Annotated in this window: 23 protein-coding genes and 1 pseudogene; 19 read left to right on the top strand and 5 right to left on the bottom strand. The window is 69.6% G+C overall.

Going from position 1 to position 26,023, the window contains the following annotated elements; all coding sequences use genetic code 11:
- The first annotated feature begins 1 nt into the window (after window position 1).
- Together alc and OG878_RS08545 are read left to right on the top strand one after the other, a co-directional pair.
- On the top strand, window positions 2-1,132 hold the full coding sequence (gene alc / locus OG878_RS08550) for an allantoicase (protein WP_328886216.1): 1,131 nt from the start codon (window positions 2-4) through the stop codon (window positions 1,130-1,132).
- 106 nt (window positions 1,133-1,238) lie between these two features.
- Window positions 1,239-1,568 (top strand): putative quinol monooxygenase, encoded by a 330-nt coding sequence (locus tag OG878_RS08545; protein ID WP_328886215.1) that lies wholly within the window; start codon window positions 1,239-1,241, stop codon window positions 1,566-1,568.
- Window positions 1,569-1,625: 57 nt separating this feature from the next.
- Here the strand turns inward: OG878_RS08545 and OG878_RS08540 are convergent.
- Window positions 1,626-1,906: pseudogene (locus OG878_RS08540) on the bottom strand (IS5/IS1182 family transposase); the annotation flags it as partial.
- A gap of 76 nt (window positions 1,907-1,982) precedes the next feature.
- Between OG878_RS08540 and OG878_RS08535 the strand changes: the two are divergent.
- On the top strand, window positions 1,983-3,017 hold the full coding sequence (locus OG878_RS08535) for an outer membrane protein assembly factor BamB family protein (RefSeq protein ID WP_328886214.1): 1,035 nt from the start codon (window positions 1,983-1,985) through the stop codon (window positions 3,015-3,017).
- A 215-nt stretch (window positions 3,018-3,232) separates the two neighbouring features.
- Here the strand turns inward: OG878_RS08535 and OG878_RS08530 are convergent, their stop codons facing one another.
- The gene (locus OG878_RS08530; RefSeq protein ID WP_328886213.1) at window positions 3,233-4,063 is read right to left on the bottom strand and encodes an aldo/keto reductase; all 831 of its coding nucleotides are present in this window, start codon (window positions 4,061-4,063) and stop codon (window positions 3,233-3,235) included.
- Between the two features lie 260 nt (window positions 4,064-4,323).
- Between OG878_RS08530 and OG878_RS08525 the strand changes: the two genes are divergently transcribed.
- The 3 genes from OG878_RS08525 to OG878_RS08515 all read left to right on the top strand — a co-directional run bounded on the left by OG878_RS08525 (window position 4,324) and on the right by OG878_RS08515 (window position 6,964).
- Window positions 4,324-5,247 (top strand): DMT family transporter, encoded by a 924-nt coding sequence (locus tag OG878_RS08525; RefSeq protein ID WP_328891181.1) that lies wholly within the window; start codon window positions 4,324-4,326, stop codon window positions 5,245-5,247.
- 176 nt (window positions 5,248-5,423) lie between these two features.
- The gene (locus OG878_RS08520) at window positions 5,424-6,551 is read left to right on the top strand and encodes a cytochrome P450 family protein (protein WP_328891180.1); all 1,128 of its coding nucleotides are present in this window, start codon (window positions 5,424-5,426) and stop codon (window positions 6,549-6,551) included.
- Window positions 6,548-6,964 carry a PaaI family thioesterase gene (locus tag OG878_RS08515; RefSeq protein WP_328886212.1) on the top strand — a complete coding sequence of 139 codons (417 nt, stop codon included), beginning with the start codon at window positions 6,548-6,550 and terminating at the stop codon, window positions 6,962-6,964. Before OG878_RS08520 ends, OG878_RS08515 begins: the two co-directional genes overlap by 4 nt.
- A 16-nt stretch (window positions 6,965-6,980) precedes the next feature.
- Here the strand turns inward: OG878_RS08515 and OG878_RS08510 are convergent, their stop codons facing one another.
- A complete protein-coding gene (locus tag OG878_RS08510; RefSeq protein WP_328886211.1) occupies window positions 6,981-7,982 on the bottom strand; it encodes a Gfo/Idh/MocA family protein in 1,002 nt (333 codons plus the stop codon).
- Between the two features lie 348 nt (window positions 7,983-8,330).
- Here OG878_RS08510 and OG878_RS08505 point away from each other — a divergent pair, with 348 nt between their 5' ends.
- Window positions 8,331-9,482, top strand: a complete 1,152-nt coding sequence (locus OG878_RS08505) for a peptidoglycan recognition protein family protein (RefSeq protein ID WP_328886210.1) — start codon at window positions 8,331-8,333, stop codon at window positions 9,480-9,482.
- Between the two features lie 100 nt (window positions 9,483-9,582).
- On the opposite strand, the gene OG878_RS08500 is transcribed toward OG878_RS08505, so the two are convergent.
- The gene (locus tag OG878_RS08500; RefSeq protein WP_328886209.1) at window positions 9,583-10,002 is read right to left on the bottom strand and encodes a PPOX class F420-dependent oxidoreductase; all 420 of its coding nucleotides are present in this window, start codon (window positions 10,000-10,002) and stop codon (window positions 9,583-9,585) included.
- Window positions 10,003-10,226: 224 nt separating this feature from the next.
- On the opposite strand from OG878_RS08500, the gene OG878_RS08495 reads away from it, so the two are divergent.
- The 7 genes from OG878_RS08495 (at window position 10,227) to OG878_RS08465 (ending at window position 17,105) form a co-directional block, all read left to right on the top strand.
- Window positions 10,227-10,985, top strand: a complete 759-nt coding sequence (locus OG878_RS08495; protein ID WP_328886208.1) for a GntR family transcriptional regulator — start codon at window positions 10,227-10,229, stop codon at window positions 10,983-10,985.
- A gap of 128 nt (window positions 10,986-11,113) precedes the next feature.
- Window positions 11,114-12,121: a sugar ABC transporter substrate-binding protein gene (locus tag OG878_RS08490; protein WP_328886207.1), complete on the top strand. Its 1,008-nt coding sequence runs from the start codon at window positions 11,114-11,116 to the stop codon at window positions 12,119-12,121.
- Window positions 12,122-12,297: 176 nt separating this feature from the next.
- Complete coding sequence (locus tag OG878_RS08485; protein ID WP_443049077.1) at window positions 12,298-13,311, top strand: sugar ABC transporter substrate-binding protein; 1,014 nt, start codon at window positions 12,298-12,300, stop codon at window positions 13,309-13,311.
- Window positions 13,308-14,363: an ABC transporter permease gene (locus tag OG878_RS08480; protein ID WP_328886205.1), complete on the top strand. Its 1,056-nt coding sequence runs from the start codon at window positions 13,308-13,310 to the stop codon at window positions 14,361-14,363. The genes OG878_RS08485 and OG878_RS08480 overlap by 4 nt, the downstream gene beginning before the upstream one ends.
- Window positions 14,330-15,196, top strand: coding sequence for an ATP-binding cassette domain-containing protein (locus OG878_RS08475; protein WP_443049076.1), 867 nt, complete (start codon window positions 14,330-14,332; stop codon window positions 15,194-15,196). Before OG878_RS08480 ends, OG878_RS08475 begins: the two co-directional genes overlap by 34 nt.
- Before the next feature lie 133 nt (window positions 15,197-15,329).
- The gene (locus tag OG878_RS08470) at window positions 15,330-16,493 is read left to right on the top strand and encodes an ROK family glucokinase (protein WP_277329210.1); all 1,164 of its coding nucleotides are present in this window, start codon (window positions 15,330-15,332) and stop codon (window positions 16,491-16,493) included.
- Window positions 16,494-16,505: 12 nt separating this feature from the next.
- The gene (locus OG878_RS08465) at window positions 16,506-17,105 is read left to right on the top strand and encodes a hypothetical protein (RefSeq protein ID WP_328886203.1); all 600 of its coding nucleotides are present in this window, start codon (window positions 16,506-16,508) and stop codon (window positions 17,103-17,105) included.
- A gap of 498 nt (window positions 17,106-17,603) precedes the next feature.
- Here OG878_RS08465 and OG878_RS08460 read toward each other — a convergent pair whose 3' ends face one another.
- Window positions 17,604-17,981, bottom strand: coding sequence for a hypothetical protein (locus OG878_RS08460; RefSeq protein ID WP_328886202.1), 378 nt, complete (start codon window positions 17,979-17,981; stop codon window positions 17,604-17,606).
- 1,129 nt (window positions 17,982-19,110) lie between these two features.
- Between OG878_RS08460 and OG878_RS08455 the strand changes: the two genes are divergently transcribed.
- The 5 genes from OG878_RS08455 (at window position 19,111) to OG878_RS08435 (ending at window position 25,976) form a co-directional block, all read left to right on the top strand.
- Window positions 19,111-22,881, top strand: a complete 3,771-nt coding sequence (locus OG878_RS08455) for a golvesin C-terminal-like domain-containing protein (RefSeq protein WP_328886201.1) — start codon at window positions 19,111-19,113, stop codon at window positions 22,879-22,881.
- Window positions 22,882-22,970: 89 nt separating this feature from the next.
- A complete protein-coding gene (locus OG878_RS08450) occupies window positions 22,971-23,453 on the top strand; it encodes a hypothetical protein (RefSeq protein WP_328886200.1) in 483 nt (160 codons plus the stop codon).
- A gap of 26 nt (window positions 23,454-23,479) precedes the next feature.
- Window positions 23,480-23,725 (top strand): hypothetical protein, encoded by a 246-nt coding sequence (locus OG878_RS08445; RefSeq protein WP_328886199.1) that lies wholly within the window; start codon window positions 23,480-23,482, stop codon window positions 23,723-23,725.
- 273 nt (window positions 23,726-23,998) lie between these two features.
- On the top strand, window positions 23,999-25,306 hold the full coding sequence (gene pcaDC, locus OG878_RS08440) for a bifunctional 3-oxoadipate enol-lactonase/4-carboxymuconolactone decarboxylase PcaDC (protein ID WP_328891179.1): 1,308 nt from the start codon (window positions 23,999-24,001) through the stop codon (window positions 25,304-25,306).
- Window positions 25,307-25,319: 13 nt separating this feature from the next.
- Window positions 25,320-25,976, top strand: coding sequence for an MBL fold metallo-hydrolase (locus tag OG878_RS08435; RefSeq protein ID WP_328886198.1), 657 nt, complete (start codon window positions 25,320-25,322; stop codon window positions 25,974-25,976).
- Window positions 25,977-26,023: the final 47 nt, after the last annotated feature.

Raw genomic sequence — 26,023 nt, 5'->3', positions numbered from 1 at the left:
CATGACGGCAACAGCGCGCTTCACCGGCGACGCCCACCCGTACGCGGGCGGGGACCCGTACGCCGACTACCGCACCGCCGACTTCCCCTTCACCCACCTCGTCGACCTCGCCGACCGGCGGCTCGGCGCGGGAGTGATCGCCGCCAACGACGAATTCTTCGCAGAACGCGAGAACCTGCTGAAGCCCGGGCCCGCCGAGTTCGACCCGGAGCACTTCGGGCACAAGGGCAAGATCATGGACGGCTGGGAGACCCGCCGCCGCCGCGGCGTCGGTGCCGCGCAACCGCATCCCACGGACGAGGACCACGACTGGGCGCTGGTACGGCTCGGTGCCCCCGGCGTCGTACGCGGCATCGTCGTCGACACCGCCCACTTCCGCGGCAACTACCCGCAGGCCGTCTCCGTCGAGGCGGTCTCCGTCCCCGGATCGCCGTCGCCCGAGGAACTCCTCGCGCCGGACGTGAAGTGGACGACACTCGTACCCCGTACGGCCGTTGGCGGACATGCGGCCAACGGATTCGCGATCGACGTCGAGCAGCGGTTCACCCATCTGCGGGTCAACCAGCACCCCGACGGCGGGATCGCCCGCCTCCGGGTCCACGGAGAGGTCGCCCCCGACCCCGCCTGGCTGGCCGCCCTGTCCGTCTTCGACCTCGCCGCGCTGGAGAACGGCGGTCAGGTCGAGGACGCCTCCGACCGCTTCTACTCCCCGGCCTCGAACACGATCCTGCCCGGCCGTTCACGCCAGATGGACGACGGCTGGGAGACCCGCCGCCGGCGCGACAAGGGCAACGACTGGATCCGCTACCGGCTTCCCGGGCAGTCGGAGATCCGGGCCGTCGAGATCGACACCGCATACCTCAAGGGCAACTCGGCGGGCTGGGCGAGCCTCTCGGTACGGGACGGGGGGAGCGGCGACGGGGACGGCGGCGAGTGGACCGAGATCCTGCCGCGGACCCGGCTGCAGCCCGACACGAACCACCGTTTCGTCCTGCCGGAGGCCGTACGAGCCACCCACGTCCGCATCGACATCTTCCCGGACGGCGGCATCTCGCGGCTGCGGCTGTTCGGCTCGCTGACGGCGGAGGGCGCGACGCGACTGGCCGCCCGCCACCGCGAGCTGGGCGGTTGACGGGAACGGGTGATCCCGGCTCCCGCCCGGGGCGGTCCGATGAGTCCGCATCCAGGGCTTATGGGACCCTGGGGCGTCGCATGCCCCGAGCAGGAGTCGAGTCGCCATGATCTTCATCGCCGTCAAGTTCACCGTTCGCAGCGCCGAGCGGGACAACTGGCTTCCGGCCGTCGAGCCCTTCACTCTCGCCACCCGTCAGGAACCGGGCAATCTCTTCTTCGAGTGGTCGTACAGCGTCGAGAATCCGGACCAGTTCGTGCTGCTGGAGGCCTTCGCGTCCTCCGAAGCGGGCGAGGCGCACGTGAAGTCCGAGCACTTCGCGGCAGCCATGGACCAGATTGCGGGCCTCGTCGCCCGGACCCCGGAGATCATCAACGTCGAAGTCCCGGGCGACGGTTGGTCCCGGATGGCGGAGCTCACGCCCCGCGGTGAGTGACCCGGGACCGGCACGCCCCGACCGGTGAACTCAGCGGCCGCGCAGATAGAGGTGCGGTCATGCTCGGCGGTTCGGGCGTTCGTCCCAGCGGTGGGTAGTCCATGCCTGTCGGATCAGGCTACGCACGATGACGAGGGTGTCGGCGAGGTCGAAGAAGGCGTCGATGACGGTGGCGCGGCGTTTGCAGCAGCGGGCGAGCCGGTGGAAGGCGTTCTGCCGGGCGTGGTTGCGTTCGACGTGCCGACGCCGGTCTGCCTGGATCGGTGCTTTCTCACCCGTGTGTGCAAGGCGGCCGCGCGCAGGCCGCGTTCGCCGAGGAGGGTGCGGGTCCTGCCCGACGTGGGAGGCTGGTGTGACAGCTTGGGTATCTTTACGATCCGCGTCTGATCGCATCGGAACTGTTCGGGGGCAGGGATGTACGAGGACAGCGCGCCGGAAACCGCCTGGGGGCGCAATCGGCGACTGAGGGCTTTACGTCCCGTATGGAAATCCGACAATGACAGCAGTCGTGGCGATACCTACGAGGATGAACCGCTGGGCGGCTGGCTGATCGGTGAACTCGTCGTACGTGCCGACTTCGACCGGCTGCGGGCGTACGACATCGGCACAGGCACTGTCCGTTGGACCTGGCCCGTGCCGGGCCGCGATGTGCTCGTGGCTGTCTCCCCGGACGCCGATGACGGCATCGCCCTCGTGCTTCATCAAGACGAGGCGTCATCCAGCAGAGGCCTGCCGACAGTTACGGCCGTCGACCTCGCCGCGGGCAAGCAAGCGTGGTCCAGGGACCATCACGACATGGGACTGCGCTACTTCCCCTCATCCACTCCGCACACCACTTTGAGTGGTCGGCGCATCGCCTCGATCAGCGAAGAACACGTCGAGTCGGTCGACCCCGAGGAAGGTGCTGCGCTCTGGCGCAGCCCGCTGCCGGGCGAAGCCGGGAATCGCGATGCGTGGATCATGTGTGCCGACCCACTGGTCGTCGCGAGTGCCGGGCACGGCAGACGTGGTGAACGACGGATCTTCGTCTTCGACGACAGCGGGAACGTGACGGCGTCGCTCTCCCTTCCACCTGCATACAGAAAGGTCGCGCTCCCTGCGGCTGTCGTGAACGGGGTGCTCGTGACCACACTGGTCCGCCCGGACGACTCATCCGACGAGCCCGCGCGGATCGGCGGCTTCGATCTGTCCACGGGCAAGCTCCACTGGGAGCGGCGCCCGGGCGGGATCAGCGTTCAGAGCTTGCTGCCGCATCGCGGCCTACTTCTGGTACTTCACTCATTCGGCAGCAGGATCACTGCGCTCGATGCCCGTGACGGCCGTGTCATCGCCCGCCGCCGGTTGCGCGGCTACGGAGGTTCCGGGCTGCTCCGCGTGGCCGGCGCCCGGTTCGCCGTGATCGGCCGCAGCGGCGGCCGCTCCCCCATGCGGGTCTTCCACTGGCGCTGAGGTCAGGCCGGCCCGCCAGGGAGGCGCATGCAGGCTCTCAGCACCGGATCGACCAGACCTGAGGGCAGGGCAGGCACAAGGTCCCAGGGGGATCATCGAGCGTTACCACTCCACGCTCGTCAGACCCAGTGCCTGCGCCGCCGCCGGGTGTCCCGAACGCGCCTGTCTGGGCGACCTCTCGGAAGGGTGGTCTCCGGGCGGCGTGCCGCTGTCCGTCAGAACTCCTCGTGGGACTCCGGGTCTCCGCCGAACCGTCGCCGCGGGCCCGCGGAGATCCGGGCCAGTTCGTCCGCCGTCAGCTCGAAGCCGAACAGATCCAGGTTCTCGCGCTGCCGCCCCGGATCGGCGGACTTCGGGATCGGTACCGCACCGAGCTGGGTGTGCCAGCGCAGCACGGCCTGACCGGGAGTCACACCGTGCGCTTCGGCGACGGCGACGATCTCGGGGTCCGCCAGCAGCCGGTGTCCGCGGCCCAGCGGGCTCCAGCTCTCGGTGACGATGCCCTTCGCCGCGTGCACGGCCCGCAGCTCCTCCTGCGGGAAGCGCGGATGCATCTCGATCTGGTTGACGGCGGGCAGCACCCCGGTCTCCTGCTCCAGCCGGTCGATGTGCGCCGCGGTGAAGTTGGAGACACCGATCGACCGCACCAGACCGTCCTTGCGGAGCTGGATCATGGCTTTCCAGGTGTCGGCGTACAGATCGACCCGGGGCAGCGGCCAGTGGATGAGATACAGGTCCACGTAGTCGAGCCCGAGATTGCGCCGGGACTCCTCGAACGACGCCAGGGTCTTCTCGTATCCGTGGTGCCGGCCCGGCACCTTGGTGGTGACGAAGACGTCCTCGCGCGGCACACCGCTGCGGGCGATTCCGCGGCTGGTGCCGGTCTCGTTGCGGTAGTTGAGGGCGGTGTCGACGAGGCGGTACCCGAGGCCGAGCGCCCCGGCGACGGCCTGCTCGGCCGCGTCGTCGTCCATCGGCCACGTGCCGAGCCCGACGGCGGGAATGGCGTGGCCGTCGTTGAGGGGGTGGGCCGGGGTCTCGGTCATGATCTCCCTTTACGGTCGGAAACATCTCGACCAGGTTAGGACGGCCGACGGGCCGCCCTCCGTATGCGGGGGCCACCGGCTGTGCCCGGTTCCGGGTTCGGAGCCCCCGGCATCTGAGCCGGTCCGTGCGGAAGGGCGGTGCCGCCCGGCGGATGGGACGGGTGTTCCCGCAGTGTGGGCCGCCGGGTACCGTGATCGCTCCGCGTGTGAGCCGGTGAGGTCTCCACATCGTTCCCGCTGTGGAGAATCAGGAGAACCAGGTGTCCGCTGTCGCCCTGCCCGCCCTCGCACCGCCGCGCCGGGCCTGGCTCACCGATCTGCCCGTGCTGCTCGTCGCGGTCGTCTGGGGCGCCAGCTATCTCGCGGCCAAGGGCATCACCACGACGTCCACCGTCGTCGCGGTCCTCGTCCTGCGCTTCGTCATCGTGCTGCCCGTGCTGACCGTCGCCGGGTGGCGCAGGCTGCGGGCGCTCAGCGCGGCGCAGTGGCGCGGCGCGGGTCTGCTGGGGCTGGTCCTCAGCGGGATCTTCCTGGTGGAGACGTACGGCGTCGTGCACACCTCGGCGACCAACGCCGGACTCATCATCAGTCTGACGATGATCTTCACACCGCTGGCCGAGGCCGCGGTGACGCGGGTCCGGCCGCCTCGGGCGTTTCTCTCCGCCGCGGCGCTGTCCGTCGCCGGCGTGGTGCTGCTGACCCAGGGCGGCGGTTTCACCAGCCCGTCGCCGGGTGATCTGCTGATGCTGGTGGCGGCTCTCGCCCGTACGCTGCATGTGCTGCTGATGGCCCGCATCACGTCCGTCCAGGCGGCGGACTCGCTGTCGTTGACCACCGTGCAGCTCGGCAGCGCGGTCGCCGTCTTCGCCGTGCTCGCCGCCGTTCCCGGCACCGGGACGTCGCCCTGGACGGTGGCCGCGGGGTTCGGCGTCCGGGAGTGGGGCGGCCTGCTGTTCCTCTCCGTCTTCTGCACGCTGTTCGCCTTCTTCGTGCAGATGTGGTCGGTACGCCGCACCTCGCCGTCCCGGGTCAGCCTGCTGCTCGGTACGGAACCGCTGTGGGCGGCCGCCGCGGGTATCGCGATCGGCGGCGAACGGCTCTCCGCCCTCGGCGTGCTGGGCGCGGTGCTCGTCCTCGCCGGCACCGGCTGGGGGCGCCGCGCGGCAGCGCCCGTCGCTTCCTGAGCCGGCTGCCTCCGTGCGCGTCCGCCGCCGCGTCGCCGCGGCGACGTAGGCTGACACGGTTCGATCCGAGCAGATCGAACCGAACCGGCCGGGAGGGGCGGACCGTGTCCACAGTGGACGTCGATCTTCGCGGGGTGCAGGACTTCACCGCGAATCCGTATCCGTACTACGCGAAGATGCGCGCCGACGGACCGGTGCACACCATCCGTACCGACGACTTCGAGCGGGTCTGGCTGGTCGTCGGCCATGAGGAGGGCCGTGCGGCCCTCGCCGACCAGCGGCTCGGCAAGGACTGGCGGACGACACCGTACGCGACGGGCGCGGGCGATCCGATCAATGCCAACATGCTGGAGATGGACCCGCCGCACCACAACCGGCTGCGCAAGCTCGTCGCCCGCGAGTTCACCGCACGCAGGATCGAGTCGCTGCGGCCACGCGTCCAGCGGATCACCGACGAACTGCTCGACGCCATGGTGCCCGTCGGACACGGCGACCTCGTCGACGCGCTCGCCTTCCCGCTGCCCATGACGGTCATCTGCGAGCTGATCGGTGTGCCGGACCTGGACCGGACCGAGTTCCGCCGGATGTCGAACGGCATCGTCGCACCGCAGACGGCGGCGGAGGAAGGCGAGGCGGTCCGCGCCATGGGCGCCTATCTGGCCGAGCTCATCGAGGACAAACGGTGCTCGCCGGGCGACGATCTGCTGAGCGCTCTGATCCGGGCACGCTACGAGGAAGGGGACGGCCTCTCACCCGACGAACTCGTGGGGATGGCCTTCCTGCTGCTCGTCGCCGGCCATGAGACCACAGTCAACCTGATCTCCAACGGCGTGCGTGCGCTGCTCGCCCATCCCGACCAACTGGCTGCACTGCGGGCGGATTTCGGACTGATCGACGGGGCGGTCGAGGAGATGCTCCGGTACGACGGGCCGGTGGAGACGGCCACCTTCCGCTTCACCCGCGAACCGGTCGAGATCGGTTCCCGGGTCATTCCGGCGGGCGAAGCGGTCCTGATCGCCCTGGCCGGCGCCGACCGCGACCCTCTCCGCTACCCCGAACCGGACCGCTTCGACATCCGCCGCGACACCCAGGGGCACCTGGCGTTCGGACACGGCATCCACTTCTGCATGGGGGCGCCGCTGGCCCGGATGGAGGGCCGGATCGCGATCCGCTCGCTGCTGGAGCGGTGCCCGGATCTCGAACTCGACCCGGATGGAGGGGAGCCGGAGTGGCTGCCGGGGATGCTGATCCGAGGGGTGCGGCGGCTGCCGGTGCGCTGGGTGAAGCAAGAAGACGCGTCATGACCGGACTTGATGTGCAGATGGCGCAGAAGATCCTCGACAGCCAGCCGTTCAGCGGGCTCGTCGGGGCGCGGATCACCGCGTTCGGAGACGGTGCGGCCACACTCGAGGTGGACATCCGTCCACAGCTGCAGCAGCAGAACGGCTTCGTGCACGGCGGGGTGCTGGCGTACGCAGCCGACAACTCGATCACGTTCGCCGCCGGGACGACGCTCGGACCGGCCGTACTGACAGGCGGCTTCTCGATCCAGTACATCCGTCCGGCGACCGGCCGCACACTGGTCGCCCGGGCGGCCGTCGTCCACACCGGCCGCCGCCAGGCCGTCGTCCGCTGCGATCTGTTCGCCGCGGTGGACGACGGGGAGGAAATCCTGTGCGCGGTCGCCCAGGGGACCGTTCTCTCCGCCCGGACCTGACGGGGGCGAGTCCACCTCAGCCGGCCGGGATCTCCGCCACCTCCACCGGCCGGTGCTCGCGCCGGGACAGCTCGCACGCCTCCGCGATCCGCAGCGCGTGCAGAGCTTCCCGGCCGTCGCACGGATTGGCCGCCTCGCCTCGCACCACCCGCACGAACGCGTCCAGTTCCGCTTCGTACGCCGGGGCGAACCGCTCCAGGAACCCCGGCCACGGCTTGGCCGGTGCGGCGGGGCCCTGCGGCTCCACCGACGTCAGCGGCGTGCGCTCGTCGAGACCGACGGCGATCTGCCCGAGCTCGCCGGCCAGCTCCATCCGTACGTCGTACCCGGCGCCGTTGCACCGGGTCGCCGTCGCCGTGGCCAGCGTGGCGTCGTCGAACGTCAGCAGGGCTGCCGCCGTGTCGATATCGCCCGCCGCGCGGAACATCGCGGGACCGGCATCCGATCCGGTGGCGTACACCTCCACCACCTCACGGCCCGTCACCCACCGCAGAATGTCGAAGTCATGGACCAGGCAGTCCCGGAACAGGCCGCCGGAGTGCGGAAGATAGGCGGCGGGCGGCGGTGCCGGATCGGAGGTCATGGCCCGCACGGTGTGCAGCCTGCCCAGCGCCCCGGCGCGCACGGCGGTCCGCGCCGCACCGTACCCGGCGTCGAACCGGCGCATGAAGCCCAGCTGGAGCACGCTCCCGGCCCGCTCGACCTCGCGGAGCGCACTCAGTGTCCCCGCGATGTCCAGCGCGATCGGCTTCTCGCAGAACGCGGGCAGCCCCGCGCGCGCGGCCATCGCGATCAGCTCCGCGTGTGCCGACGTGGCCGAGGCGATCACCACGGCGTCCACCCCCGCGAGCACGTCGGCCACGGACCCGGCGGACGTGGCGCCCGTCCGGGCCGCCACCTCGGCCGCCCTCGCCCCGTCGGTGTCCGTCACCACCAGCGAGCCCACCTCGGGGTGGCGCGCCAGCACACCCGCATGGAAGGAACCGATCCGGCCGGTGCCGATGAGTCCGATACGCATGGACCCAACGTGCCGCCCACCAACCTGCGCTGTCAACTATATGTCCTGACAAACGAGAGTGTGTTCGGTGCGTCCAGGGCGCAGGGCTTCTGTGCCACGGCCTCCCTCGGTCCGCCGTTCAGCGCCCGGTTCCTCCGGTGATGTCGACGTGTCCGCGTGAGGCGTTCCGTGCCGTCACCTCGCCGCGGTCGGCGGTGGCTTCGGAAGGGATGGGTGCGGCGACCGGCGACTTGCTCCCATTCGCCCCGCCCTGACCCGCGAGGCTCGTAACGATCTTCAAAAAAGGCTGGTTCTGCGTGCACAGGCCACATAATCTCCCGTTGCCGTCGGCAGCCGGCGGAGAATTCCATGACCCCTGGGGGGGACTGCATGGCCATGCGCGAGCACGAAATCGATCGCCGTACGCTGTTCAAATTCGGCCTGGGGGGAGCGGTCGTCGCGGTCGTCGGCACCGAACTGGCGCTCCCCGCCGCGGCCCAGGCGGCTCCCTCGGCGGAATTCCCCTGGATCATCGACTGCGACAGCTGGGGAGCCAGGCCGCCGGCCAGCCCCGTGCAGATAACCGGCAACACCACCAACAAGATCATCCTGCACCACATGGCGTTCCCGAACGTCACCGACTACTCGCGCGAGCACGCCGTCCAACTGGCCAAGGACTGCCAGGACCTGCACATGGACACCAACGGCTGGGCGGACACCGGCCAGCACTTCACGGTGAGCCGCGGCGGCTACGTCCTGGAAGGCCGTCACCGGAGTCTGGAGACCCTGGAAGCCGGGGAGCACCAGGTGACCTCCGCGCACTGCCCCGGCGAGAACGGCAACGCGATCGGCATCGAGAACGAGGGCACCTACATCACGGAGACCCCTCCCGAGGCCCTCCTCGACTCGCTGGTCGAGCTGTGCACCGCCGTGTGCCGCAAGTTCGGCCTGAACGCCTGGGACATCTTCGGCCACTGGGACTTCCGCGAGACCGACTGCCCGGGCATCGCGTTCTACGGACAGTTCCCGATGGTCCGCACGCGCGTCCTGAAGGCGCTGGGCACGCCGGCCGGCGCGATACCGGAGCGCCGCTGGCCGGACATCTGGCGGTTCGTCGGCGGCCCCGTCGTCAAGTCGGCGCAGTACCTGCTCGCCGACCTAGGATACGAACTGGCCGCCGACGGCGTATTCGGCCCGGACACGATGTCGGCCGTGAACGACTTCCAGGCGAGGAACGGCATACCGGTCGACCCGGACTGCACCTTCGACCTGGCCACCTGGGAGGCGCTCGTCCCCACCCTCGACAAGCACGCCGACGGGCTGCCCGTCGTGGCGCTCCAGGAACTGCTGGTCCGCAAGGGATTCGCGGATGCCGCGCCGACGGGTACCTACGACCACGCGACCATGAAGGCCGTCCAGGACCTGCAGCGGCTCCACGGCCTCACACCCAACGGCAAGGTCGGGACGAGCACGTGGTGCGCCGTCGTCGGCGGCTCGGTACGGCAGGCGTTCCGGGCCTGACCGGTCCGCGGCAGCCGACCGGCACGTGCGCGAAGGCCCGCCACCCGGCGGGCCTTCGCCTCCCGGCCGTACGCGGCGGCGTCGGTGCCCGGGCGGATGGTCAGCCCGGTTGGCTGTTGTCCTTCAGCGTGCCCCAGCCGTGCCAGCGGTCGATCTCGATCCAGGCGCTCACCCGGTCGCGGTCCCGCATGGGGTAGTCGTTGTTCATGTAGTGGTGCGCCAGCCGGTCGATGTCCGCGAAGCCCTCGTCCGGCCGTGTCTCGGCGACGCGGCCGATGATGCTGATGTGCGTGTACCAGCCGGCCTCGTCCAGCACGGTGAGAGTGACGCGCGGGTCGCGGCGGATGTGCTCCAGCCGCTTGCGCCCCTCGTCCATGTTGACGAGGATCCGGCCATCGTCCCAGAGGTACCAGGTCGGGGTGGACACCGGCTGGCCGTCGGGTCGGAGCGTGGTGATGACGGCCGGGTTCGCCTTCTTCAGCATGGCCACGGCTTCGTCCGGCAATGGCGGCTTGGACATCTGCTCTCCCTCGCATCGAGCCGTCGTACGGTCCAGGTGGCGCGCCGCTCGAGCGCCCCACCCGCAGACTACGATCACCCCGCCCCGGGCGCCCGACGACCCGCCCGCGACCGGCGGCCCGGCGCACCGCACCTGTGGGCAGTGAGTTGTCCGGACAACAGGGCAACCGGACAACGGGACGACCTGACTACCGATGGTCCTGACCCGAGGGCTACGCTCCTGCCGTGTCCAAACCCATCGCCGACCCCGCCGCCCTCGAACTCGGGGTGGACCGCAGCAGCCCGGTCCCCCTCTACTACCAGCTATCCCAGCAGCTGGAGGCGGCCGTCGAGCAGGGCCGACTCGCCCCGGGCAGTCTCCTCGGCAACGAGATCGAGCTCGCGGCCCGCCTCGGTCTGTCCCGCCCCACCGTCCGCCAGGCCATCCAGACGCTCGTCGACAAGGGGCTGATGGTCCGGCGCCGCGGAGTGGGCACCCAGGTCGTGCACAGCCAGGTCAAGCGGCCCCTCGAACTGAGCAGCCTGTACGACGATCTGGAGGCGGCCGGCCAGCGCCCCGCCACCCGCGTCCTGCGCAACACGGTCGAGCCGGCCACCGCCGGGACCGCCGCGGCCCTCGGTATCCCGGAAGGCACCGAGGTCCACGTCGTCGAGCGGCTGCGGTCCGCGCACGACGAGCCGATGGCCCTGCTGCGCAACCACCTGCCCGCCGGCCTCGTCGACCTGGGCACCGATCGGCTGGAGGCGACCGGCCTCTACCGGATCATGCGGGCCGCCGGCATCACCCTGCACAGCGCGCGCCAGAGCGTCGGCGCCCGCCTCGCCACGGCCGAGGAGGCCGCCCGGCTCGACGAGCCCGAAGGCGCACCGCTGCTCACGATGGAACGCACCACGTACGACGACACCGGGCGGGCGGTCGAATTCGCCTCGCACGTCTACCGGGCCTCGCGCTACGCCTTCGACTTCCAGCTCCTGGTGCGCTGACGACCGCCGCGACGTCCCCTGCCCCCAGTGGCACCCGCAGCCCCGGTGGCCCCGTTGACGAGGTCGTCGTGCCCCGCTAGAACTCCTCAAGCCGCACTCGGGCGGCCAGGAGAGAAGGCGGACCCACCATGCGTACCCCTCGCAGGGCAGCGACCCTCTTAGTCATATGCGCCCTCGGCCTCGCCACCGCCACCGGATGCAGCAGCTCCGGGGGCAGGAGCGCGGAGGACCCGTCCGGGAGCGGCGGCGGGCAGGGCGCGAAGGGCGTCTCCACACCCCGCATGAAGGTCGCCATGGTGACGCACGCGGGGGAGGGCGACACCTTCTGGGACATCGTCCGCAGCGGCGCGAAGCAGGCCGCGGCCAAGGACAACGTCGAGTTCCTGTACTCCGCCGACAAGGAAGGCAAGGGGCAGGCCCAGCTCGTCCAGGCCGCCATCGACCAGAAGGTCGACGGCATCGTCGTCACCCTCGCCAAACCGGAGGCCGTCGCAGACGTCGTCGCCAAGGCGGTGAAGGCCGGCATACCCGTCGTCACCATCAACTCCGGGGCGCAGTTCTCCGGCGAGCTCGGCGCACTCGGTCACATCGGGCAGGACGAGAAGGTCGCGGGCGAGGCGGTCGGCCGGGAACTCGACGAGCGCGGGCGCAAGAAGGCCGTCTGTGTCATCCACGAGCAGGGGAATGTGTCGCTCGAGGAGCGGTGCGCCGGGGTGAAGAAGACCTTCAAGGGCACGGTCGAGAACCTCAACGTCGAGGGCACCAACATGCCCGCCTCCACCTCCTCGATCGAAGCGAAGCTCCAGGCCGACCACGGCATCGACGCGGTCGTCACCCTCGGCGCACCCTTCGCCGCCGCCTCGGTCAAGGCCAAGGCGGACGCAGGCTCCGACGCGGAGATCGACACCTTCGATCTGAACGCCGAGGTCGTCAAGCGCCTCAAGGCTTCGGAGGTCGGCTTCGCCGTCGACCAGCAGCCGTACCTCCAGGGGTATCTCGCCGTCGACGAACTGTGGCTCAACAAGACCAACGGCAACGTCATCGGCGGCGGAAAGCCCGTGCTCACCGGCCCGGCGATCGTCACCGCCGACGATGTTCCGCAGCTGGAGAAATACACCGCGCGCGGCACCCGATGACCCCCGCACACATCACCACGCACCGCTGCGCCCGCGCCCTGCCCCGACACACGCGGCCCGCCCCTGCCGGGCGGCGCCGAGTCGGGCTCGGGGATACTTGGCCAGCTGGACCGGGAGGCCATACCCCCGGGCGGCACCAAGCAACACAGCGAGCAGCACAAGAAGGGCACGGCGTCGTGGCAAGGGTTCGGACAGGGGTACGTGCGATGGGCGCCGTGCTTGCGGCGGTGCTGGGGGCATCCCTCGTGGGATGCAGCAGCACCGGCGGCAAGCGGGCGGAGGAGCGCGCGGCCCGGGCCGCCGCCGAAGGGCGGTCCGCGGTGGACACACCCCGCTGGACCTTCGCCATGGTGACCCACTCGGGCGACGGCGACACCTTCTGGGACATCGTCCAGCGCGGCGCCGAGCAGGCGGCCGTCAAGGACAACATCAAGTTCCTGTACTCGCACAACGACGAGGCGCAGCAGCAGGCCCAGCTCGTGCAGGCCGCCATCGACCAGAAGGTCGACGGGCTGGTCGTCACGCTCGCCAAGCCCGACGCGATGAAGGACGTCGTCGCCAAGGCGACCCGGGCCGGGATCCCGGTGATCACGGTGAACTCGGGCTCCGCGGAGTCCAAGGCGTTCGGCGCGCTCACCCACATCGGCCAGGACGAGTCCATCGCCGGTGAAGCCGTCGGTGACGAGCTCAACGCGCGCGGCCGCAAGAAGGCCCTGTGCATCCTGCACGAGCAGGGCAACGTCGGCCACGAGCAGCGCTGCGCCGGGGCGAAGAAGGCGTTCGACGGGCAGATGCAGAACCTGTACGTCGAGGGCACCAACATGCCCGACGTCCAGGCGTCCATCGAGGCGAAGCTCCAGGCCGACAAGAGCATCGACGCGGTCGTCACCCTCGGCGCGCCGTTCGCGGACGCCGCCGTGAAGGCGAAGCGCACCGCCGGCTCCGACGCCGAGATCGACACGTTCGATCTGAATGCCAAGGTCGCCACCGCACTGCAGGACAAGACCCTGGGCTTCGCCGTCGACCAGCAGCCGTACCTCCAGGGCTACGAGGCCATCGACCTGCTCTGGCTCTACCGCTACAACCGCAATGTGCTCGGCGGCGGGCGTCCCGTTCTCACCGGCCCGCAGATCATCACGGCGAAGGACGCCGCCCAGCTGACCGAGTACACCGAGCGGGGGACCCGATGACCACGACCGAGCAACCACCCGCCCCGGCGGCCGGGGCGGACGAGCGGCTGCTGCACACCTCGGCGCTGCGCAGGCTGCTCGGCCGCCCCGAGCTCGGTTCCGTCGTCGGCGCCGCGGCCGTCTTCATCTTCTTCTCGATCGTCGCCGACAGTTTCCTGCGCGCCTCCAGCTTCGGCACGGTGCTGTACGCGGCGTCCACCATCGGGATCATGGCGGCGCCGGTGGCGCTGCTGATGATCGGCGGTGAGTTCGACCTGTCGGCCGGTGTCCTGGTCACCAGCTCCGCGCTGGTCTCCTCGATGTTCAGCTACCAGATGACGGCCAATGTCTGGGTCGGCGTCTTCGTGTCGCTGCTGGTGACGCTGGCCGTCGGCGCGTTCAACGGGTTGATGCTGACCCGCACCAAACTGCCGAGCTTCATCATCACGCTCGGTACGTTCCTGATGCTGACCGGTCTCAATCTCGGCTTCACCAAGCTGATCAGCGGCACCGTGTCGACGAAGTCCATCGCGAACATGGAGGGCTTCGACTCCGCCCGCAGGGTCTTCGCCTCGCAGTGGACCGTCGGCGGCGTCGAGCTCAAGGTCACCATCCTGTGGTGGGTGGTGCTCGTGGCGATCGCCACCTGGATCCTGCTCCGTACCCGCTTCGGCAACTGGATCTTCGCGGTCGGCGGCGGGGCCGACGCGGCCCGCGCGGTCGGCGTCCCGGTGATCCGCACCAAGGTCGGGCTCTACCTCGGGGTCGCCTTCGCCGCCTGGGTCTCCGGGCAGCATCTGCTGTTCTCGTTCGACGTGGTGCAGTCCGGTGAGGGCGTCGGCAACGAGCTGACGTACATCATCGCGGCCGTCATCGGCGGCTGCCTGATCACCGGCGGCTACGGCTCGGCGATCGGCTCGGCGGTCGGCGCCTTCATCTTCGGCATGACCAGCAAGGGCATCGTGTACGCGGAGTGGAACCCGGACTGGTTCAAGTTCTTCCTCGGAGCCATGCTGCTCCTGGCCACCCTGCTCAACGCATGGGTACGCAAGCGCGCGGAGGCGACGAAATGACGACCCCGGCCCCCCGGGCGCTGATCCGGCTGGACCACGTCAGCAAGTTCTACGGGAACATCAAGGCCCTGGAGGACGTCTCGCTGGAGGTCCACGCGGGCGAGATCTCCTGCGTACTCGGCGACAACGGCGCCGGCAAGTCCACCCTCATCAAGATCATCTCCGGGCTGCACCGGCACGACGCGGGACAGTTCCTCATCGACGGCGAGGAGGCCGCGCTCGCCAACCCCCGCGAGGCCCTGGACCGGGGGATCGCCACGGTCTACCAGGACCTCGCCGTCGTCCCGCTGATGCCCGTCTGGCGGAACTTCTTCCTCGGCTCCGAGCCGACGACCGGCGCCGGCCCGTTCAAGCGGCTCGACGTGCGGACGATGCGCGAGACGACCCGCTCCGAGCTGCTGCGCATGGGTATCGACCTGCGAGACGTGGACCAGCCGATCGGCACCCTGTCCGGTGGCGAGCGCCAGTGCGTCGCCATCGCGCGCGCCGTCTACTTCGGGGCCAAGGTTCTCGTCCTGGACGAGCCCACCGCGGCGCTCGGCGTCAAGCAGTCCGGGGTCGTGCTGAAGTACGTGGCGGCGGCCCGGGACGCCGGTCTCGGCGTGGTTCTCATCACGCACAACCCGCACCACGCGTATCTGGTCGGTGACCGGTTCGTGCTGCTCAAGCGCGGCGCCATGTCCGGCAGCCACACCAAGGACTCCATCACCCTGGACGAGCTGACCCGCCAGATGGCGGGCGGCAGCGAGCTGGAGGAGCTCAGCCACGAGCTCCGGCGGGCGCCCTCGCCGACCCATCTGGGCGGCCATCCGGTCACCGGCGACACCCCGTAGCACGGGGTGCGGGCGGGGCGGTGCGCCCCGTCCGCCCGCCCCGGCGCTCCGGCAGTGGCAGAATCGAGCCCGGAGGGCGCCGCCCGCCGCCGGGAGCCGTCACCACCCGGCCCGTCCAGACCCCGCAGGGACGATGAGCACGTACCGCGACTTCGCACACCGCGGCTCCGCCCGCGCCACCGTCCTGCGGACCGTCGGCACCCGTGAGCGGCGCTCGCACCTCACAGCGCCGCGGGTCCCCACCGTCGGCATCGACATCGGGGGTACGAAGGTGATGGCCGGCGTCGTCGACGCCGACGGCAACATCCTGGAACAGCTGCGCACCGAGACGCCGGACAAGTCCAAGAGCCCCAAGGTCGTCGAGGACACCATCGTCGAGCTGGTCCTCGACCTCTCCGACCGGCACGACGTGCACGCCGTCGGCATCGGCGCGGCCGGCTGGGTCGACGCCGACCGCTCCAAGGTGCTGTTCGCCCCGCACCTCGCCTGGCGCGACGAACCGCTGCGCGACGCCCTCGCCTCACGCCTCGTCGTCCCCGTCATGGTCGACAACGACGCGAACACCGCCGCATGGGCGGAATGGCGGTTCGGTGCCGGCCGGGGCGAGGACCATCTCGTCATGATCACGCTCGGCACCGGCATCGGCGGCGCGATCCTGGAGGACGGTCAGGTCAAGCGGGGCAAGTACGGGGTGGCCGGTGAGTTCGGCCACATGCAGGTGGTGCCGGGCGGGCACCGCTGCCCGTGCGGGAACCGCGGCTGCTGGGAGCAGTACAGCTCCGGCAACGCCCTCGTCCGCGAGGCCAGGGAACTGGCTGCCGCGGACTCTCCGGTCGCCCACGGCATCATCGAGCGGGTCAAGGGGAACATCCCCGACATCACCGGGCCGCTCATCACCGAACTGGCCCGCGAGGGCGATGCGATGTGCATCGAGCTCCTGCAGGACATCGGCCAGTGGCTCGGCGTCGGCATCGCCAATCTGGCTGCCGCGCTCGACCCGTCCTGCTTCGTCATCGGAGGCGGCGTCAGCGCTGCCGACGACCTGCTGATCGGTCCTGCGAGGGACGCCTTCAAACGCCACCTCACCGGTCGCGGTTACCGTCCCGAGGCCCGGATCGCGAAGGCACAGCTCGGCCCGGAGGCGGGTATGGTCGGCGCCGCCGACCTGGCCCGGCTGGTCGCCCGCCGGTTCCGCCGTACCAACCGCCGCCGCGTCGAGCGGTACGAGCGGTACGCGCAGATCTACGACCAGGCGGCGAACACCATCAGGTCCACCCGCAACACCCGTACCTCCTAGGAATCGCCGATCATGACCGCAGTCGATCATCCCGTCCTGCCGCGCCAGTCCTCGCCGCCCGACGAGGGCGGCGGACGGCGGCCTCCGCAGGACCGGCGCCGGACGTTCCGCCGGCGCCTGATCACGGCGACCATCATCCTCCTGCTGATCGGGGTCCCGGCCGGCTATCTGCTGATCTCCGCGGGCCAGAGCAGGCGCTCCGGAGAGGACAAGGAGGCCGAGGCCGCGGCGCAGGGGCTCCGCGAGGACTGGCCGTCGCGGATGCAGCGCCGCATCTTCGAGGTGCCGGTCCCCGGTGACGCGGTGGACGTCAAGTACTACGAGACGAACAACTGGAAGGCCAGCCGGATGTACGTGCAGTTCCGCACGTCGTCCTCCGGGCTCGACCGCTTCCTGTCCCGTCTCGGCTCCGGCCGCGCGGCCCTGCAGGACGGAAAGGTCACCGTCAGCGAGCGCGACACCGGGATCGCGGGCTGGTACTTCGGCTCCGGCGTCGCCTGGGCGGGCACCACGCACACCAACGAGCGGCCGCGCCCCACGCAGGACATCACCGTCGACATGACCGATCCGGCCTCCCCTGTCGTCTATGTCGTGTCTGCGTCGACCCCCTGACCGGAGGCCGGCATACCGCTCACTGAGCTGGAGCAAGTGAGCGATGTGAGTGGGACGAACACCCCGCGCTCCGTCCGCCCGTCGGCTAAGGGCTGTCCCGTAATCCCTGGTGGATCAGCGCGCGGCGTCGGATGTGGTGCATCGCAAGGCGGAGGGGCGTCCTCGTACGGGGTGTATTCGGGTGTTCCGACAACGCGGCGAGGTGCCGCAGCTGTCGTCGTGCGCCCGCCAGGGATTACGGGACAGTCCTTAGGAGCGTCTGGAGGAGTCGAGTGGCGTCCCGCCACCGGAAGTGTCACAACTCCCTGCGCGATGCGATGGCGCCGAGGTGTGGGAAGCCGGGCGCTTCCTGGTGCCGGGGTGTGGTTCTCTCAGCGCCGACGCGGCGCTGTCTTCCGTCGACGCGTCATCGACCCACCGTTTTGGCACGGGGACAGCTGGTGTCACGGTTCTTCCGTGGTGCCCGGTCGAACTGGTTCTTCGAGTCCGGCAGGTTGTTCATCGGCGAATTGCACTTCTTCGCGTGGTCGGGTTGTGCATGAGCCACACGTGCGCCGCGGCGGTCGGATATTTCGCGGAGTCGAAATGGTGGGTTGGCTGATAATTGCCGGGCCCTGCAGCCCTCGGTGATTTTGATGGCGAAATCGCTCCACTGCGAGGTCCGGCGCATGGACCTGCAATGCTGTGGGGTTGGTCATCGGGGTGAAGGTCTGGAATTTGCCGGCCCTTGGCCGAAAGGTAGTTGTTCCAGGAGTGCTCACGCATCGCGGCGGCGATGTGAACGTAACCGGGAAACCAGGACAAAGAGGAATCCCCCTGCTGGGGCGAGCAGGTTTCCGAGCGGTTGAATTTGATGTCGAGCGTGATGTCGGCCACATCGCGATCGAGGGTCCCGGCCGGTCACACCTCCATGCGTCGCGTGAGGTGGCGTGACCTCTGGGCAGCCGGATCTGCTGGAATATGGAAATCCGGTTCGACGAAGACCGAACCGTCCGATATGTCGATCGCTGTGTACGCGCCCGGTGGAGTGATGTCCACGTCCGTTTGGTGGTCGGGGGTGAAGGTGGCCGCGTCGAATGCTACGTCTCGTCTCCTGCGCCGTCCGAGGTGATCGGGGTCGGCCTGACCTCGTGCGCGTCGTCAAACCGGAAAGCCCCCGGTGGGACCCGGCGGTTCGTGCCGTCGTCCTGAGGGATGATGCGGGTCCGGGTGCCCCCTATTGCCAGGAATTGCTGGTTCCTGATGATATCGACGAAGAGAAATCACTCTCGCCAAACGGGCATACCGGATGCTCTTGCATGTAATGCATTGAACCCGGCCGGCCATCAAAATCCCGGGGCCGGATCCGGCAAACGGGGCAGAAGTGCCGCTCGATCCCGGAGCGGCACATTACCGCCGGAAGGCCCTTCGCCTGTGTTGCATGGAAGGGTGCCGTTCACCTTCCAATCCCGGGTGCGATGCTCGCCCGGGATCCGCGGATTGCGGAGTCATCCATTTTTGCGTGATCTTTGCTGGCTCAGGTCTGGACCAAGCTGCATCGGCGAGGGTATTTTCCGTTTGCAGCCCAGGCCCACATTTAGTTTGAATGGCTGGCGAATCCCGAGTGATTCCCATGTGCAGGTAGGTCGCTACCTGATCACGTCATCGCGTCCCGTTCGTGGCATGGTGTTCACGGGTCGGGGATTTCTGCGTGCCCGCATGCAGAAATCAGAAGAACTGCAACAGAATGCGTAACACAATTCTTCGGACCTTTGGAGAATCCTTGAGGCTGAGAAATAGAGCGCGCATCCCACTCGCAGTGGTTACCACGATTGTGGCAGTCGCGGGCCTGACCCAGGGGGGACCGGCCTGGGCCGGACAACCGGCCCCGGGAAGTACGACCGTCGCAAGCAAGGAATCCGGCAGGGATGTCGATCCGCGGGCTCCGCGCCAGGACCAGTCGTCCAAGGTGCTGTCGCCCGACGAGGACCTACCGAAAACATGGAAGAAGTCCGCGGACCGCGCTGTGACAACTGCCGGCGACGGATCCGGCCTCCATGTGCTCGCCGCCGAGAGCAAGCAGGCCTACCAGTGGCGAACGGTGGCGACACTCTCGGAACCTGGGTTCGGTACTGATCTGTGGATCGGAAACTCGTGCGTCACGGGGTCCGGGAAGCGCGCTGTAGTGGTCTACGGGCCACGGGAGTTCACCAACAAGCCTGCGTTGATGGAGCGAGGCGGTTTCGCAGCTGTCGTCGACCTGACCAGTGGCAAGGTCACCAAGCTCGCCGGTACGGTCACGCTGGCGTATTTCAATCCGGGCTGCGGCACCGGCGAGACCGCCGTACTGACTCAGATCGGTGACGACCGGGCGAATCGGACCCGACTGCTGACGGTGGACACGGTCACCGGCACCGTCACGCGGAAGCAGACCGAGAACGTCCAGGTCACCTCCGCGGTTCCGGCGGGCGACTCCATCGTCGGCGCGGCGGCGGGCCGGCTGATCCACTTCGACCGGAAGAGCCGCGCCACCGAGCTCACCACCACTACCGGCCCCGCTTTCGATCTACGGGTCGACCGCGAAGGCGGCATCAACTTCCTTGACCAGAAGGGCGGTACGGCGCGTGCTCGCCGCACCGCGGGCGGCAGGACCACCACTCTCGCGCAGGGACGCGCGGGATCACTGGGTCTGGAAGCCGGAACCTCCGGACGCGTCTTCCTCACGGGTGCACCCACCTCCACCGGGGCGATGCCCGCCCCGGTGAGGCAGTTGAAGGTGTCGGCGAAGGCGAAAGTGTCCTCCACCGGTGCACTCGCCATCGACCAGGCGGTCGCCACGAGCCTGCGCAGCCATGTTTCCAGCCCGCTGGCGGCGACCGCGTGGAATGCGCCGTCACCTCTGCAGATCAAGACCGAGGTCCCGGCGACCGGGAAGACGGTCGCCTTCACCGTCGGCTCGGGCGCCGCTCCCGCCGCCAGGGGCAAGGTTGTCTCGCCGGCCCTGACGGGTACGGCCGCCGGCACGACGGCCGGGGCGACAACGAAGGCCGCCACCATGGCGGCGACGGCGGCCGGCGACCCCAACTCCACCGTCGACAACGACCGCACCTGCTCGCAGCCCCGCAACGACCCCAAGCAGCAGGCGTACCAGCCGACGCCCAATCAGGTCGAGTGGGCCGTCGACATGGCCATCCGCGGAAGCCTCACCAGCACCTATGTCCGGCAGGGCGGGTGGCGCAGCGCCGATGGGCTCGGAACGGTCAACCCGCAGGGCATGTTCCCGCTGCCGGCACTGAACGGGACGAGCGGTGGCCGAATCCCCGCGCAGGTCCTGCTGGGAGTGGTGGCCCAGGAATCCAACATGTGGCAGGCCGAAGGGGGCGCGCTGCCCGGACAGACCAGCTCCACGCTTGCCAGCACCAACGGCTTCTACGGGCACCCGAACAGCCCGGCGACCCCCGCGGACCACTGGCTGATCGACTGGACCAAGACCGACTGCGGCTACGGCATAGGCCAGCAGACCGACGGCATGAAGTCCGGTGCCGTCGACGAGCTCCCGGCCGCTCAGCAGAAGGCCATCGCCCTCGATTACACCTCCAACATCGCGGTGGCGGCACAGACGCTCTCGGAGAAGTGGAACGAGCTGCACACCACCGATGCCTCCACCACCATCAAGCTGAACACCGATGACCCCGCGGCGCCGGAGAACTGGCTCGCCGCCCTGTGGAACTACAACTCGGGGTTCAATTTCTACGTTCCGCCCACCCCGTCCGCGCCGTGGGGCCTCGGCTGGCTGAACAACCCGTCCAACCCGCTCTACCCGCCCGACCGGCACGCCTTCCTGGACCAGAACACCTACGCCGACGCCGCGCACCCGCAGGACTGGCCGTACGAGGAGAAGGTGCTCGGCTGGGGAGCCTGGCCGATGGACACCGGACGCGCCTACGCCGACGACGGCACCTCGAACAACAGCAACACCGCGGGCTACTCGCCCGCCTGGTGGAGCACCGACGCAGACCGCTCCACCGTCAAGCCGGGCCTCGACACCTTCTGTGCCCTGCTGGTCAATGACTGTGACCCGGCCGATCCGCCGCGCTGCGAGGTCGACCACCTCGGCCCGACCTGCGACCCACCGCACTGGTACCACGCGACCCAGACCACGTGGAAGGTCAACTGCCCCACCAGCTGCGGGCACGAGTACCTGACGTACAAGACCCTCAGGTCCGAACTGGGCAACGGGAACAACGGCTCCGGGCACATGTGCAACAACTCGGTGCCATCCGGCGCCCTGGTCGTGGACAACGTGCCCAACGACGTCCCGACGATGACCGACGGATGCTCCAAGGCGGCCTGGTCCAACAAGGGTTCCTTCAGTTTCGGCGCGTTCGACGCCGATGCGCAGAACCACTACGAGGCCAAGGGTGACCTCCACCAGATAGGCGGCGGCTTCGGCGACCACTTCTGGTACGCCCACACGCGCAACACCGCCACCGGCTCCGACAACAGCAACGAGTACGACCTTTCCACGACCCCCGATGTGCACGGCACCATGGCGATCACGGGCACCTGGAAGCTGAGCCAGCCGATCGACGGCTGGACCCGGGTCATGGTCCATCTGCCCGACACGGGCTCCCAGACGCAGGACGCGGTCTACACGGTCGACCCGGGCGCCGGCGCTTCGCAGAACCGCATCCTCAATGTCCATGTGAAGGACAACACCTGGGTCAGCCTGGGCGTGTTCAACTTCTCCTCCGCGTCAGGCACCCAGAGCGTCTCGCTCAGCAACTATGCGCCGGACGGTACGGCGGACGAGGACGTCGCCTGGGACGCAGTCGCCTTCCAGCCGCTGCCGGCGAAGCCCAAGGACATCGTCGTGCAACTCGGCGACTCCTACTCCTCGGGCACCGGCGCGGGCTCGTACGACTACGGCACGACCTCGGGCCCGTACGCCTCGATCAGCAGCCAGACCTCCCCGGGGCACAACTGGAACGCCTGCCTGCGCAGCTCCAACTCCTGGGTCCGCAAGGCGAGTCTTCCGAGCTCGTCGACTTCCGTCGGAGGTCGCGCGGACGCCCTGGACAGGACGCTGGACTTCCACTCGGTGGCCTGCAGCGGCGCCTATTCGTACGACGTGGATCCGTACTACGCCAGCAGCAGCGAAGGGCAGCCCGGTTCGCTCGGGCGGTACGGCGAGGTGACCCAGCTGGACTCGGGCTTCCTCAACAACGACACCACCCTCGTGGCGCTCACGCTGGGCGGCAATGACGCAAACTTCGGTGGAACCGTGGGTGGTTGCGGGGACATCACGGTGGGCTGTCCCTCGGATTCCACCGTGCAGCAGAACCTCACGTACGCCACGGACCGGCTTCCCACCATGCTGCAGCACATCCACGACAAGGCGCCCAACGCGCACATCATTCTGCTCGGGTACCCGAAGCTGTTCAACCCGAACAGTCTCACCTGCACCAGCGTGATGACGACGGGGGCGCAGGTCCTGCTCAACGGGTGGGGCGACGACATGACGAACAAGGAGCAGAACGCCGCGACCACTGCGAAGTCCAACGGTGTTCCGGTGACCTTCTACTCGCCCGACCCGGAGTTCGAGGGCTACCGGATGTGCGACTCCCCGTCGGGCATCAACGACCTGGTCGCCGGTCCCGCGAACGGTATACCGGGCGACTTCTCCTGTCCCGGCAGCCTGATCTGCCCGAGCATGGAGAGTTACCACCCTACGAACACCGGCACCTCGCGCTACGCCCTGGCCTTCCAGAACGCTCTGGCCGTAGCCAAGTACTGACCCGAGGGCCGTAGCGTCCCGACCCGACCCGGGGTGGTGACCTCCGCAGAGCGGAGGTCACCACCCCTCAGGCATGGAGAGAGCGCCCCATGAGTTCCGGCCCTCCCGGCACGGCCGATCACCTTCCGCCGCGTCAGTCCACCGCGTACCGGACCCTCGCCTCCTGCGGCGGGATCGTCCTGGCCATCGCCGTCATCGGCCTCGTCCGGGTGCTGGCGACCTGGCCCAGCCCGCCGCCGGCCGGCACGACGAACGAGAAGCAGGTGCGTTACGGCCTGGAACACGCAGCCGGGCAGTACGCCGACGCGCTCTTCGCCGTCACCCGGAGCGGCCCGCTCACCGAGGCGGGACTCTCCACCGTTCCGAAGCCGGACGCAGTGACGATCGAAACGGCGGCACTGTCCCGGCGGGGCGACACCACGGTGGTGACCTTCTCGGCGCGTGGGTCCTACGGCCGCCCCGGCGCCCGCGAGGAGACGACTGCCTGCTACCAGGTCGAGCTGGTCAGGACGCTCAGCTATCCCACGCTCGAAGAGGTAGCCACCTCCGTCTGCGCCGAGCGCCGGCGGTAGTTCCCCGAGCCACCGTGCAGTTCCGCATGTCGTCCTCCGGGCTCGACCGCTTCCTCTCCCGTCCCGGCTCCGGCCGCGCGGCCCTGCAGGACGGCAAGGCCACCGTCAGCGCGCACGACACCGGGATCGCGGGATGGTACTTCGGTTCCGGCGTCGACCGGGCGGGCACCAGGCACACCGACGAGCGGTCGCGCCCCCCGCAGGACAGCACCGTCGACATGACCGATCCGGCATCTCCTGTCGCCTATGCCGCTTTTGCGTCGACCCCCTGACCGGAGGCCGGCATACCGCTCACTAACCTGGAGCAAGTGAGCGATGTGAGTGAGACGAACACCCTGCAGTCCCCGCTGCCCTTCCCGGGCGTGCAGTCCGCACCTGCGGCGCAGCAGTTCCAGGGCTCCCAGACGGTCGAGCCGTTCCTGGGGGCGCCGGCCGCACAGCCGGTCCACCCCGCCCTGCAGCCGGTGCCGCCGTTCCCGGTTCCACAGCCCGGGCAGGTGCCGATGCAGCCGTCGTACGCACAGCCGCTCCAGCCCGTCCAGCCCATGGGGCCCGGGCAGCCCGTACCGTCTTCGCAGACCCCGCCCGGACCCCAGACGCTGCAGTACCGGTTCGACGGACCGCAGGACGCCCCCGTCCTCGTCATCGGTCCCTCGCTGGGCACCACCTGGCACATGTGGGACCGCCAGATACCCGAGCTCTCGCAGCACTGGCGGGTCTTCCGTTTCGACCTGCCGGGTCACGGCGGCGCCCCCGCCCACCCCGCCACCGCCGTCGGTGAACTGGCCGACCGGCTGCTGGCCACCCTCGACAGCCTCGGAGTCCAGCGCTTCGGGTACGCGGGCTGCTCCATCGGCGGGGCGATCGGCGCCGACCTCGCACTGCGGCACCCGCACCGGGTCGCCGCGCTCGCCCTGGTCGCGGCCTCGCCCCGGTTCGGCAGCGCCGACGAGTTCCGCCAACGCGGCGTGATCGTCCGTACCAACGGCCTGGAGCCGATGGCCCGCAGCGCACCGGAGCACTGGTTCACCCCCGGCTTCGCCGCCGCCCAGGCCGCCATCGTCGAGTGGGCCGTCCAGATGGTCCGGACCACCGACCCCGGCTGCTACATCGCCGCCTGCGAAGCCCTCGCCGCCTTCGACATCCGCGGCGAACTCGGCCGTATCGGCGTTCCGACCCTCGTCCTCGTCGGCGCCGAGGACCGGGTCACCGGGCCTGCCGAGGCCCGCACCCTGGTCGCCGGCATTCCGGACGCCCGGCTCGCCCTCGTCCCCGGCGCCTCGCACCTCGCGCCCGTCGAGCAGCCGGCCGCGGTCACCGACCTGCTCCTCACCCACTTCTCCACGAGCTGGCAGGACACTCTCGCCGCCATTCCCGTCCCGGGCTCGGGCCCCGCGCTCTCGGCCCCTGTCCTGCCCCTTGCGGAGATCGCCCCCGCCACGGCCGCGCCCGAGGCCGCGGCAGCCGGCCGCCGCGACCCGTACGACCCGGGCATGAGGGTCCGCCGCGAGGTGCTCGGCGACGCCCATGTCGACCAGGTGATGGCCGGGTCAGACGATTTCACCGGCGAATTCCAGGAGCTCGTCACGCGCTACGCCTGGGGCGAGACCTGGACCCGGGAGGGCCTCGACCGCCGGGCCCGCAGCTGCGTCACGCTCACCGCGCTGGTCACCTCCGGCCACCTGGAGGGCTTCGCGCCGCACGTCAGGGCCGCCCTGCGCAACGGGCTGACCCCCGCGGAGATCAAGGAAGTGCTGCTGCAGACCGCCGTGTACTGCGGCATCCCGGCCGCGGGTGCCGCTTTCGCCATCGCCCAGTCCGTGATTCAGGAAGAAACAACGCCCCGGCCGTAGCAGGATGGGCTCCATGAATGCTGCGAACCCCGTGCACCTGACCCTGACCAAGAAGACGCACTCCTGCATCCGGCTGGAGAAGGACGGGCGGACGCTCGTCATCGACCCGGGCGGCTTCTCGGAGCAGGACGCGGCACTCGGCGCCGACGTGATGCTCGTGACGCACGAGCACGCCGACCACTTCGACGAAGGCCGGCTGCGGGCCGGCCTGGAGGCCAACCCGGCGGCGGAGATCTGGACCCTGCGCAGCGTCGCCGAACAGCTCTCCGCCGCCTTCCCCGGCCGGGTCCACACGGTCGGCCACGGCGACACGTTCACCGCCGCCGGCTTCGACGTACAGGTGCACGGTGAGCTGCACGCGGTGATCCACCCCGACATCCCGCGGATCACCAACGTCGGCTTCCTGGTGGACGGTTCGCTCTTCCACCCCGGGGACGCGCTCACCCTCCCCGACCACCCCGTCGACACCCTGATGCTTCCGGTGATGGCTCCCTGGAACAAGATCTCCGAGGTCATCGACTACGTGCGCGAGGTCAAGCCGCGCCGCGCGATCGACATCCACGACGCCCTGCTCACCGATCTCGCCCGCCCGATCTACGACCAGCAGATCGGCAGCCTCGGCGGTGCCGACCACGGCCGGCTGACCCCCGGGGAGTCGACCGGTCTGTGACCGGCGCCGGTCCGGCGACTGTCAGTGGGAGCCGCTAGGTTTACGTA

The sequence above is a fragment of the Streptomyces sp. NBC_00316 genome (assembly GCF_036158715.1).
In the GTDB taxonomy this organism is placed as follows: Bacteria; Actinomycetota; Actinomycetes; order Streptomycetales; family Streptomycetaceae; genus Streptomyces.
Note: the sequence above shows the minus strand (reverse complement) of the source record. Positions and strands in the feature narration are given on the sequence as shown.